Source organism: Sulfurihydrogenibium sp. (assembly GCF_027448985.1).
In the GTDB taxonomy this organism is placed as follows: domain Bacteria; phylum Aquificota; class Aquificia; order Aquificales; family Hydrogenothermaceae; genus Sulfurihydrogenibium.
On the sequence record NZ_DAIDMN010000046.1, the window covers coordinates 1 to 11,849 of the forward strand.

Annotated in this window: 15 protein-coding genes; all 15 read right to left on the reverse strand. The window is 33.4% G+C overall.

Annotation, left to right across the window (positions count from 1 at the left end; translation table 11 throughout):
• Positions 1-157: 157 nt before the first annotated feature.
• The 15 genes from NE054_RS05065 to NE054_RS05135 all read right to left on the reverse strand — a co-directional run bounded on the left by NE054_RS05065 (position 158) and on the right by NE054_RS05135 (position 11,633).
• Positions 158-451 (reverse strand): hypothetical protein, encoded by a 294-nt coding sequence (locus NE054_RS05065; RefSeq protein ID WP_297889350.1) that lies wholly within the window; start codon positions 449-451, stop codon positions 158-160.
• Positions 444-2,597: a heavy metal translocating P-type ATPase gene (locus NE054_RS05070; RefSeq protein ID WP_297889353.1), complete on the reverse strand. Its 2,154-nt coding sequence runs from the start codon at positions 2,595-2,597 to the stop codon at positions 444-446. The genes NE054_RS05065 and NE054_RS05070 overlap by 8 nt, the downstream gene beginning before the upstream one ends.
• Before the next feature lie 5 nt (positions 2,598-2,602).
• Positions 2,603-2,821 carry a hypothetical protein gene (locus NE054_RS05075; RefSeq protein WP_297889357.1) on the reverse strand — a complete coding sequence of 73 codons (219 nt, stop codon included), beginning with the start codon at positions 2,819-2,821 and terminating at the stop codon, positions 2,603-2,605.
• A 13-nt stretch (positions 2,822-2,834) separates the two neighbouring features.
• On the reverse strand, positions 2,835-3,155 hold the full coding sequence (locus NE054_RS05080; protein WP_297889360.1) for a hypothetical protein: 321 nt from the start codon (positions 3,153-3,155) through the stop codon (positions 2,835-2,837).
• 13 nt (positions 3,156-3,168) lie between these two features.
• The gene (locus tag NE054_RS05085; protein ID WP_297889363.1) at positions 3,169-3,546 is read right to left on the reverse strand and encodes a hypothetical protein; all 378 of its coding nucleotides are present in this window, start codon (positions 3,544-3,546) and stop codon (positions 3,169-3,171) included.
• Complete coding sequence (locus NE054_RS05090; protein ID WP_297889366.1) at positions 3,543-4,049, reverse strand: hypothetical protein; 507 nt, start codon at positions 4,047-4,049, stop codon at positions 3,543-3,545. The genes NE054_RS05085 and NE054_RS05090 overlap by 4 nt, the downstream gene beginning before the upstream one ends.
• 123 nt (positions 4,050-4,172) lie before the next feature.
• Positions 4,173-5,168 carry an ATP-binding protein gene (locus NE054_RS05095; protein ID WP_297889368.1) on the reverse strand — a complete coding sequence of 332 codons (996 nt, stop codon included), beginning with the start codon at positions 5,166-5,168 and terminating at the stop codon, positions 4,173-4,175.
• Positions 5,155-5,823 (reverse strand): phosphate signaling complex protein PhoU, encoded by a 669-nt coding sequence (phoU, locus tag NE054_RS05100; RefSeq protein ID WP_297889372.1) that lies wholly within the window; start codon positions 5,821-5,823, stop codon positions 5,155-5,157. The genes NE054_RS05095 and phoU overlap by 14 nt, the downstream gene beginning before the upstream one ends.
• Entirely contained in the window at positions 5,817-6,209 is a 393-nt protein-coding gene (locus NE054_RS05105) for a hypothetical protein (RefSeq protein WP_297889375.1), read from the reverse strand. Before NE054_RS05105 ends, phoU begins: the two co-directional genes overlap by 7 nt.
• Positions 6,210-6,225: 16 nt before the next feature.
• Positions 6,226-6,513: a nucleotidyltransferase domain-containing protein gene (locus NE054_RS05110; RefSeq protein WP_297889377.1), complete on the reverse strand. Its 288-nt coding sequence runs from the start codon at positions 6,511-6,513 to the stop codon at positions 6,226-6,228.
• Positions 6,513-7,277 carry a phosphate ABC transporter ATP-binding protein PstB gene (gene pstB / locus NE054_RS05115; RefSeq protein WP_297889379.1) on the reverse strand — a complete coding sequence of 255 codons (765 nt, stop codon included), beginning with the start codon at positions 7,275-7,277 and terminating at the stop codon, positions 6,513-6,515. The genes NE054_RS05110 and pstB overlap by 1 nt, the downstream gene beginning before the upstream one ends.
• Positions 7,278-7,293: 16 nt before the next feature.
• Positions 7,294-8,139, reverse strand: coding sequence for a phosphate ABC transporter permease PstA (pstA, locus tag NE054_RS05120; protein WP_297889381.1), 846 nt, complete (start codon positions 8,137-8,139; stop codon positions 7,294-7,296).
• Position 8,140: 1 nt separating this feature from the next.
• Entirely contained in the window at positions 8,141-9,097 is a 957-nt protein-coding gene (gene pstC / locus NE054_RS05125; protein WP_297889383.1) for a phosphate ABC transporter permease subunit PstC, read from the reverse strand.
• 102 nt (positions 9,098-9,199) lie between these two features.
• Positions 9,200-10,210, reverse strand: a complete 1,011-nt coding sequence (pstS, locus tag NE054_RS05130) for a phosphate ABC transporter substrate-binding protein PstS (protein WP_297889385.1) — start codon at positions 10,208-10,210, stop codon at positions 9,200-9,202.
• A 118-nt stretch (positions 10,211-10,328) separates the two neighbouring features.
• Positions 10,329-11,633: a hypothetical protein gene (locus NE054_RS05135; protein WP_297889388.1), complete on the reverse strand. Its 1,305-nt coding sequence runs from the start codon at positions 11,631-11,633 to the stop codon at positions 10,329-10,331.
• Between the last annotated feature and the right edge of the window lie 216 nt (positions 11,634-11,849).

Consider the following 11,849-nt stretch of genomic DNA (forward strand, 5'->3'; position numbering starts at 1 on the left):
TTAGTTCTATTTTTTCCTCTTCTACTGCAAACCCGTGAATACTGTTTAAATTTAAAAATCTTCCACTTCTTGTTTTAATAAATATCATTTTGTCCTCCATAGACAAACAAAAAGGGTAAGGATAAATACCTTACCCAGTTGATTTTCTCCCATTTTATTAAGATTGTTTTTCTTGGGTTTGGTCTTGTGGTTTTTGTTTTTCTTCTTCTGTTAATGCTTTTTTTGCTCCTTCCACAGCCCCTACTGCAGCTGCAGAGACTACTTTTATAGCTTTTTCCGCTATCTCCATAGCTGCTTTTACAACGTCAGAAGCTGTTTCTGATACTTTTTTTGCTGCTTCTACAGGAAGTTTTGTTATGTCCTTTTCTTCCGACATTCCGATTTTGTTCCTAAGCTCCTCCAAATCTGCTTTGATTTTTTCAAGTTCTTCCTGAAATTTTTTCTCATCCATATTTCTCACCTCCCTTTTTTGTAGAATAAAATAGATAGTTGTAATCTTTCCACAACGGTTTTATAGCATTTAATCCCATAAATACGGAAGTACCGTTGTTGATGATTGTAGATACGACCGGATTGAAAACTCCTAAAACGGAACCTATTAGTCCAGCTGTATTTGCTACGGTATTTATCCGGAAGTTTTGATAAACATTTTTAAGAGCTTCATCTGATATCCTGATTGCATCAACTAAGTTGTACAGATTGTTGTTTATAACAACATTCGCAACCTCTATCGCTATATCTGCTCCACTTCTGATAGAAATTCCTATATCTGCCACAGAAAGTGCTGGAGCATCGTTTACACCGTCACCCAGGAATGCTACAGTCTTTCCTTCCTCTTTTAACTTTTTGATTATCTTAGCTTTTTCATCAGGAAAAGCTCTTGCGTAAAATTTTTTAATCCCTAAAGTTTTTGCTACTTTTTCAGCAGCTCCTTCATTGTCTCCGGTACATAGGATTATATCTCTATTCATTTTGTATAGTATTTCTATAACTTCTTTACTTTCTGGTTTTATAGGGTCAGATATTCCAATCAGGGCTATAACTTTATTTTCTCTGACAAGGTATAAGACGGACTCTCCTTTATCATGAAGTTGGTCCACTATCTGTTTAACCTTTTTTGGAATTTTGATATGTTTCTTTTCCATAAACCTTGTACTTCCAAGAAGATAGTGAACATCGTTTATATCCCCTTCAATTCCTAATCCTATGTGATAATCAGAATCTTTTCTTGGAAGAATATCTAAACCTTTCTTTATAGCCAAGGATACTATAGATTTAGCCACTGGATGAGTAATTCTTTGTTCTAACGAAGCTGCAATCTGGAGTGCTTCATCTTCCGATACGTCAAATGTTACAATTTCAGTAACTTCCGGATGACCTACCGTTAAAGTTCCTGTTTTATCAAAAACTACCGTATCTACTTTATGTAGTAGTTCCAAATGTCTTCCAGATTTAAAGAGAATTCCGTGTTTCGCTGCTAAAGCCATATGTGACATAATAGCCAAAGGTGTTGATACATGTATACCTGTGTGATAATCAATAATGAGAGTAGAAGTTAACCTGTTTGTATCTCTCGTTAAGAAATAAGATGTACCTGCTATAGCAAAAGTAGGAATAACAAATTTGTTTGCCATTTCCTCAGCTTTAAGTTGAGCCTGAATTGGTTGATTTGCAGCTTCTTCTATTATCTTAACTATTTTAGCTAAAGCTGTTTCATCCCCAACTTTTTCTGCTCTTATGTAAAGTTTACCATCCTCTACAAATGTTCCTGCGTAAACAGGGTCATTTGGTTTTTTATGAACAGGATTGGACTCTCCTGTTAAAGATGCTTGATTTACAAGAGCATCTCCTTCTATTACAACCCCATCAACAGTAATTTTCTGTCCATCGTAAACAACTACAATATCACCTTTTTTTACCTCTTCAATTGGTTTTTCCACGACAGTATTTTCATCTACTACAACAAATGCTTTTTCTTCTTTGTAATTTAGTAACTTCTCTATCTCAACATGGGCTCTTTTTTCTGTTTTCTCCTGGATAACATCACCAAGAGATAAAAGCCATGTCATCAGTAGTGAAGAAAAATGATTGCCTTGTAAAGACGATAAAAGAATAGCTGAAGAATCTAAAAGATGAACATCAATCTTTCCTTTCTTTAATGAGTTAAATCCTTTCACAAACACCTGGGAACCAAGTCCAAGTGTTAAAGCAGTTAGAAATCCTCCAGGTAATGCGGACCTAAACAAAAATGGAACAAAAGCTAATGTATTTAGTTTGAACCAAGTTGTAGGAGAAAATATTTCTCCTTCCTCTTCTTTTTCTAATTTACCGTTTCCATTAGATGTAAGAAGGGAGAGTATCATCTCCCTATCAGTGGTGTTTAAAAAGTCATAAAAACCCAGTAAATCAAACTCATCTGGGTTATAGTAAATTGTTAACAATCCGGCTGATTTTTTTGATATTACTTTTGAAACACCTTTAAACTTTGAAAAGTAATTTACAAAAGCTGTATCGCTTACAGATAAATACTTAAAAAGTTCAGAGTAGATTTTGACTTTGCCGTATTTAAACTCTTTAACTTTAAACGGTATAGGCATCTTTATTAACCTTCTACAGTTGTCTCAGTTGTTTCTACCGCTGGTAATTTTCTTATTTCAAGAGCTTTGACTGCTGCTTCAATCTCTTTTTGCATTTTTTCAATCTTTCTTTGTTCTTCAACTTTGTTTATTATGTACAATCCAACAACTCCGATTCCAACACCTAAAGCAAAAGAAAAAGGATTAGAGCAAACTATTCTTCCAGCAATTCCTAAAATGTTCATCTTTTACACCTCCTTATAAACTTGCTTTGATTTTTTCTAAAATTTCTTGCTGTTTTTGTAAGATTTCCAACTTTCTTTCCACTTCTAACTTGTACTCGTGCTTAGCTTCTGCTATTACATCTTCCCAAAATTCTTTACTTTCTTCAATGTTTGAGTTTAACCACTGTTGGAAAGATATAACTTCTTTTGTAGCTCCAACAAGGAACGGTTTAGAATTTCTAAGAAGTTGACTTATAACGACAACTGCACCAACTGCACCTATACCTGCAAGTAGGTAATTTGTAGATAGGCAACCACCTATCGTTGAGCTGATTCTTAAACCAAAAAAGTTCATCTTAGACAACCTCCTAAAATTTATTTTTTAAATATGTACCAACTCCAAGAGTACAAATTGTAAAAATCAAAAATCCTCTTTTAAATCCAAGCAGTGAAATACTCCACAATGCTTTAACAAAGTTATTTTTAATCAAAGGTGCTATATAAAAATGTATATCATCTTTGTCTATTTTTTCCAGCTCTTTTTTTGTTGATACTGGAGCTATAAAATTTTTCAAAAAGTAATCAAACTGTGTTTTAGGCTGAAAATTTACAGTTACAGTTTTGTTTGTCTCTTTAATAGATACTACACCTTTTAATCCGGATATATTTTCCAGAAAGAGGTTTTTTTCTAAGATGTTTTCAAATTCTAACCTTACTCTATCAGATGTTAAGGATAGAATTTTCATCCGTTTACCACCTTTTTACCTTCTATATAATCTTCTATCTTTTCATTTATATCATTTAAAAGTCTGTTGATATCCATTATTTTCAATATGTTTTTCATTCTTTTAGGTTCCTCTAAAAGATAGGTAAGTAAAACTCTGTTATCCTTTTCTATAATTAATTTAGCCCTTTCTAAAAGTTTTTTTATTGTAGAATTCAATTCAATTTGAGAGTTGTTTTCTAAGATTTGGGTTAATATGTTTTCTTGAATGTTTAAAATTCTTTTGAAATTGAAAAATAAAAATTCTTCATCGGATTTTAGGGAATGTAAATTTTTCATCACTTGTTCGTACAAAGTAGTTAGTTCATATAAAAAATTATCATCTTTGTTTTTTTCTTTTATTATGTAGATTAAATCTTCTATGGTAGATTTAAACTCTTCTTTAGCATCATTCTCTACAGTAGGGAAAACTTGCAACATTTTACTTAAAGTTTGTAGGTTAACTGTATCTACACTTTTATTCATGGCTCCTTACCTGAAATTTTTATTAATTCTGTATAAAAGTATACACTGAAATTTTAAAAAAAATGTTAAGATTTTGTTAAGATTTAGTTAAAAATATGTAAGTAATTGACTAAAGGGGTTAATTTAGTTGTTTGGAATCTTTAAGTGAAACTTTGAACCTTCTCCGAGCTTACTTTCAACCCAGACTTTTCCTTTATGGGCTTCTGTTATGTGTTTTACTATAGATAATCCAAGTCCTGTTCCTCCGATATTTCTACTTCTTGATTTATCTACTCTGTAAAACCTTTCAAATATGAAAGGTATAGATTCTTCCGGAATACCTATACCTGTATCTTCAACCGTTATGACAGTGTTTTTAGTGTCTTTTGTTGCGTTTACTATTACTTTTCCGTCTTGTTTGTTGTACTTTATAGAGTTTTCTACCAAGTTTTTTAGTGCTATACTTAGTTTTTGTTCGTCTGCGTAAACTTCAAAATTCTTTGGAATGTTGTTTATGAGTGTTATGTTTTTCTCTACTGTTAGATGTTTTAGGTCTTCAAATATATCTTCTATCTGTTTATAAAGGTTGTACTTTTCTTTTTTTACTTGGTCTTCTTGTGATTCTAATCTTGCAAGTATTAGTAGGTCGTTTATAAGATGGTCCATTTGGTCTATTCTTTTTTTGGCTATCTCCACAAATTTTTTTATCATAGTAGGGTCTTTTTCTTCTTCTATCGTTTCAACTGCTGATTTTAGGACTGATATTGGTGTTTTTAGTTCGTGTGATACGTTTGAGACAAAGTCTTTCTTTGCTTGTTTGTAAACTTCAAATGGTGTTATATCTTGAAGGTGGATTATTTTTTTGCCTTCTATACGGTAAACGTTTATAAGGTATTTTTGGTTGTCTATGTTTACTTCTGCTTTTACATCTTTTTCTTGGTTGTAAGATATAAGTGAGGTTATGTAGTCGTTTTCAATAACTTCTTTAAAGTTTTTACCTATGTAATCTTCATCTTTTAAGAATTTTTTTGCAAATCTGTTTACAAACTCTATGGTTTTTGTTTCATCATCAACTATTATTATTCCTTCTTTTAAAAAGTCTAAAAACGTTATTAAGATACCGTCGTTAATTTTTACCATTTTCGTCAAGTTCCTGATGTCTAAGCATTTTTCCTTCTTTCATGTATATAACTTCTTCCGCAAGGTTTGTTGCTATATCCGCTACTCTTTCTATATTTTTTACCACATCTATAAGTCTTAATCCTACTTTTATCGTGGTTGGGTCTTCTACCATGTAAGTGTACAACTCTCTTATTATTTGGTCTTCTAAAGCATCTATTTTGTCATCTCTTTTTATTACGTCTCTGGCAAGTTCTGTATCCATCTCTGCAAAGGATTTTATGGCGTCTTTAAGCATCTGAACTGACATTTCTGTCATAACTGGCAGGTCTAAATACTCTTTTAACTTTGGTTTTTGTAGGATTGATTGGGCATGTTCTTTTATGTTTTCTGCGTGGTCTGCTATTCTTTCAAGGTCTCTGTTTACAAATAAGTCCATAACTAAAAACCTTAGGTATTTTGCTTCCGGTTGATACCTTGCCATCGTGGTTATTATTAGGCTTTCGTTTTCTACTTCCATTTTGTCAACTATATCTTCGTTCTCTTCTACGTATTTTAGATAATCCGGATTGTGCTCTATTATCGCTTTAACTGAGTTTTCAATCATATTTTCGGCTAATTCTGCCATTTTTAACAATCTTTCTCTTATTTCGTTTAGTCTTGGTTCTATTAGCATTTTATTTCCTCCTGATTGAATTTTTTTATTTTTTCAAAATCTTTTAGTAAAATTTCTCCAAAATTTTTAATACTTTCATAAATTTCTTGTAATTTTTCCGGAAGGTAAGCATGGACAACTTTATTCCTTAACACTTTTATTTCCATGTACAGTTCTAAATTTTCTATCAATCCTACCTTTTCCATCTTTTGAAGTCTTTTTCTCAGAGTTTCTGAGGTTTCACCAAATAGATAAAGTTCTAAGGTTTTAAAATATGAAAACATAGCTTCAACCGATTTTTCATATCTGAAAGAAAGTGAATCGTAATACTCTAAATCTTCATACGTATATACAACTTCCGGGTTAAACGGTTTGTATTTGGATAACGAATACTCAAGCAGTTTCATACTATCCTCTAAATCTTTATAAGTTTGACAAATCAATTCTTTTTGCATCTTTCATCACTTCTCTAACAAATGGATTGTTTTCATCGTATTTTATTATATCTATCTCCGTATCTGTAAGAAGGTAATACTTAGCTTGAAGTTTGAGGATATCTTGTAAACTGAGTTTATCTTGGGGTTTTAGGATTATATCTATATCTCCACCTTTTTTATCGTCTTTAAGTCTTGAGCCAAATATGTATATCTCACCTTTAAAATCTTTGAAAACTTCTTTTAAAGCTTTTTTTTCAAAATCAAAAAGTCTCATTATCCAAATCTTCCGGATATGTAGTCTTCCGTTAGTTTTTTGTTTGGTTTAGTAAATATAATATCTGTTGAATCAAATTCAACAAGTTCTCCAAGGTACATGAATGCTGTGTAATCTGAAACTCTTGCTGCTTGTTGCATGTTGTGGGTAACTATTATTATTGTGTGGTTTTTTTTCAGTTCTACTATCAGTTCTTCTATCTTTGAAGTGGATATTGGGTCTAATGCAGAAGTTGGCTCATCAAATAGTATAACTTCAGGTTTGACTGCTATGGTTCTTGCTATACATAATCTCTGTTGTTGTCCTCCGGATAAAGAAAAAGCTGATACGTTAAGTCTATCCTTAACCTCATCCCAAAGGGCAGCTTCTTTTAGTGCTTGTTCTACTCGGTCTTGAAGCTCTGTTTTGTTTTTTATTCCTTGAAGTTTTAAACCGTATGCTATGTTATCAAAGATAGACATTGGAAATGGTGTTGGTTTTTGAAAAACCATACCTACCCTTGTTCTCAGTTCCATCAGGTCTACATCTTTGTCTAATATGTTTTTTCCATCTAAAAGGATTTCTCCCTCATATCTGTTTCCTGGATAAAGGTCGTGCATCCGGTTGAAACATCTCAGCAATGTAGTTTTACCACATCCGGATGGTCCTATTAGTGCTGTTATCCTTTTTTCATAAATTGGAAGGTTAATATCTTTTAATGCGAGCTTATTTCCTGCGTAATAAAAGTTTAAATTTTTAACCTGAATTTTGATATTCTCAGTCATCTTTTAAAAATCCTCCTTATGTTCTTTTCTTTTGGATGAGATACCTTGCTGTGATAGAAGCTATTAGTACACCGAATGTAAGAATAAACGAAGCAGCCCATGCTTGTCTGTGCCATTCATCGTAAGGTCCCATGGCGTACTGGAATACTGTAACAGTTAAAGAAGCCATAGGCTTAGTAACATCTAATGTTGTAAAACTGTTGTTAAAGGCTGTGAAAAGAAGTGGTGCTGTTTCTCCGGATATTCTTGCTACTCCAAGTATTACACCGGTCAAAACTCCAACCTTTGCAGCTTTTAAAACTATCTGAAAACTAACCTGCCATGGTTGTGCTCCTAAAGCGTAAGCTGCTTCCCTTGTTTCTTTTGGAACTAACTTCATCATTTCATCTGTTGTAATCACTATAACCGGAATCATCAAAAGAGCCAATGCAACACCACCTGCAATTCCCATAAAATGTCCCACAGGTTTGACTAAGATAGCATAAACAACCGCACCTATCACGATGGAAGGATTACTTACCATGATGTCAACTATGTTTCTTAAAATACTTGCCAGTTTTGAGTTTCTACCGTATTCTGCAAAGTATATTCCTGCAAGTATTCCTATTGGTGTTCCTATAACTGTTCCTAAAAAGGTTATTATGATATGTCCTATAAATGCGTGTTTCAATCCACCTCCTTCCATTCCGGGTGGAACCGGGTCGTGAGTGAATAAATCAAGGTTTATATACTTAAAACCGTTTATTAATAGGTCTCCAAGTATCCAAAACAGGAAGAACAAACCAAATCCAGCTGATAAAAACGAAAGTGTTAAAAAAACATAGTTTTCAATCTGTCTTTTTATTTTATTATTCTTACTCATATCACACCTTCCATTTCTTTTCTATTTGAAGTAACATAAATTTGGAAAGGTATAAGATAATAAAAGACATAAAGAAGAGTATAAGAGCTAAAAAGTACAAAGACGATAAATAAATATCCGTGTCTGCCTCAGTAAATTGGTTGGCAAGAGCTACGGTAATTGTTGTAAATGGGTCAAACAAAGATTTTGGTATCTGGTTTACGTTTCCAGCTAAAAATGTAACAGCCATAGTTTCTCCAAGGGCTCTACCTACACTTAAAATAAGACCACCTGCAATTCCAGATGCTGTTATGGGTATCATAACCTGTTTTATAACTTCCCATTTGGTAGCACCAAGAGAATAAGCAGACTCTTTCATAATCGGAGGTACCATGTTAAAGGCATCTTTAACAACAGAACTCATAAAAGGTATTATCATTATTGATAAAACTAAAGATGTTGTTAAGACATCTATTCCTGTAGGTGAACCTTCAAAGAGTTTTCCTATCAGAGGAACACCACCAAGTTTTTGTTGTAGCCAAGGCTCTACCTTTTCACCAAATAAAGGAGCAATAACAAAAAGACCCCACATACCATATATTATACTTGGAATAGCTGCCAAAAGTTCTATAGCTGTTGAGAAAATGGATTTTAATCTGTTTGGAGAAAGCTCTACCAAGAATATGGCAATTCCCATTGATATAGGTGCTGCAATTAAAGTTGCTAAAAATGTTGCGATTAATGTACCAACAAGAGGTACCAGTCCACCAAATTTTTCGGCAACAGGGTCCCAATCGGTAGAGGTAAGAAAGTTTAAAACACCAAAATGCTCTATAGCTAAAGATGACTCTTTGTATAAAACAAAGAAAATTGTCAATGGTAGAATCAGTCCAATAAAAATCGCTGCCGTACCAAGAACAACTTTTAAAACGTACTCTAAAATTTTTGCTCTCTTTAAATATGGATTTGCTTTATCCATGGTATCTCCATCCAGATATTTTATTTTTCACTAACTATTATAAAACAAAAAAGCCCCATAGATGCTATGGGGCGAAAAAAGGAGGTTAAACATGAGAAAAGTTTACATTAAGCCGTTTTCTTTCCAGTACTCTCTTATTAAATTTTTAACATTTTCAGGTTCAGGTAATGGTATGTAGTTAAGCCTTAATGCTTCTTGGTCTCCGTTTTTAAAAGCCCAATCGAAGAATTGAACAGCTTTCTTAGAAGATTCTGGTTTATCTTTTGCCAAGAGTATAAATGTCGCTCCGGCTATAGGATAAGAGTTCTTACCTGGTTGGTCTGTTAGTACTTCGTAGAAATGTTGTTTTTTGTCCCATTTTGCATATGAAGCTGCCGCTTGGAAAGATTCAGGAGATGGTGCAACAAACACTCCTTCCCTGTTTTTAACTTTTCCTGCTGGAAGGTTGTTTTGTTTTGCGTATATATACTCTACATAACCAATAGAACCTCTGAATCTTTTTACATAGTTTGCAACACCTTCGTTTCCTTTACCACCAACACCGGTAGGCCAGTTAACAGATGTTCCATATCCAACTTGTTTTTCCCATTCTGGACACACTTTAGAAAGGTAATTGGTCCATATCCAAGTAGTACCCGAACCGTCAGACCTTCTCACTACAGTTATATCTCTGTCAGGAAGATTTACTCCCGGATTTAACTGTTGCAAATATGGGTCGTTCCATTTTTTGATTTTACCCATGTATATATCACAGAGAGCTTTTCCATCAAAGTTAAGCTGTTTTCCTTGTACTTCCGGAAGGTTGTAAGTTGGTACTACACCACCTATAACAGCTGGAAATTGTAGAAGTTTTTTCTCGTTTAACTCTTTTGGTGTGAGTGGTGCGTCAGATGCTCCAAAATCAACAGTTCTATTTTCAATCTGTCTTATACCACCACCAGAACCAATTGATTGGTAGTTTACTTTTATTCCGGTTGCCTTTTCATACATGTAAGCCCATGCAGAGTATATAGGGTATGGAAAAGTTGCTCCAGCCCCCGTTAACTCTACTGCAAAAACTGTTGTAGATACAGCTAATATTCCACCTATCGCTAACTTTCCTAATGTCTTCATTTCCCTTTTTACCTCCTTCTTAGGATTCTAAATTAAATAATAAATCATAAATTTTAAATTTTTATTAATTTTTTATTAAAAAATTTTAACAAAACCCCCTTCCCTCCTACTTTTTAAACTACCAGCTTAACTCCGCTGTAAGTTTGTATTGTGCTTTATCAAAATAGCTTGCTGATTTAGTTGCATTAGCTAAATTATCTTTACCAGAGTAATCAAATTTTTCATAGTTTAAAATCCATTTTACATACTTGTTCATCGTGTATACTACACCTGCATAGTATGCAGTTCTTTTATCCCAGTAAGCTGCATTTGAACCTGTTAAAGTTCCTTGTGCTTTTTCAGGTTTCCAGTAGTCGTACCTACCAAATATTGACCAGTCTTTAACGGGTCTTAATTCAAAGTTTGCGGACCATCCTTTTCCGGCGTTTGCAGATGAGTTATTATAATCAACTTTTCCATACTGAGCTGCTATCAAGAACATTGGATTGTTGTAAACCACATGGATATGATATAAGTTTAGATTTTTGTGAGTTGTATACGCATCGTTATAACCTATGTTAGATGCTAAGTGTAATGAGATGTTTGCATACTGGTCTTTTGTAGGATTCATCTTTTTATCGCCGTTTCCAAATATGTGGTATGTAATTCTACCTTCAAATGAGTTGTGGATTCCGGAAGATTTTTGAGAACTTGTATTTATTTTATCGTATCCTTCTCCGTTATACATACCTATTTCAGAAGTTATGTAAAGAGTTTTTGTTTTGAAGTTGATTCCAAGGTCTGCAGATGGCCAAAGTCCCATACCTGTACCTGATTCTATAAATGTTTTATCTATAGACCTGTACCACCAACCTGTATGCTCTTCAAAGTCTATCCAAGGAGTATGTGCAACACCAAACTCAAATCCGGTGTGTGGTATTAAATCAGATATATCTTTGTAGAGATATCCGTATTTAATTTTGAGTTTATAATCAGTTCCAGCTGATAAATCAGTAGTAAATCTGATGTGGTCTTTGTCGTTTAGATATGCTTTTGTATCAAAGTAAAATCTTCTTACTTCAAAGTCCCCCTTGTCGTTATTTCCTGTATATTGTTTTTTTGTATCAGTGTAAGTATAACCTATGTAAGCCTTTCCACCGATTTCATACTTTTTAAACTTTCCTGCTAATGCTGGCATATCTCCCCATTTTTTCTCAAGCTTTCCGATTTTTTCCTTTGCTTCCATAGCTGTTTTGTCAATTTCCGCTTGGTACTTTGCCTTTTCTGCCTCTTCTTGAGCCAACTGTTCGTCAATCGCTGCTGCTTCCTGCTCTGTTAAAATACCCTTTTCTACCAACTTCTTTAAAATAGGGTTTTCAACAACCGCTGCGTTTGATAAACCTACTGCTCCCATAAGAGCAAGTACTGCTAAACTTTTCTTCATAGACATAACCTCCTATAAAAATTATTATAGAAGACATTTACATAAAAAAGATTATTTCTATAACAAAAGGTTTTCCTTATTACACTCAGCAGTTTGCTTACGAACTTTGGGAAAATACAGAAAAAAAGGTTGATGAAAAAATATTTGAAAAAACCTTAAAATTGATTTTAGAAAGAGAATCAGATTTTTTGTGCTTTTTGGAGTTTACTTCCGGGT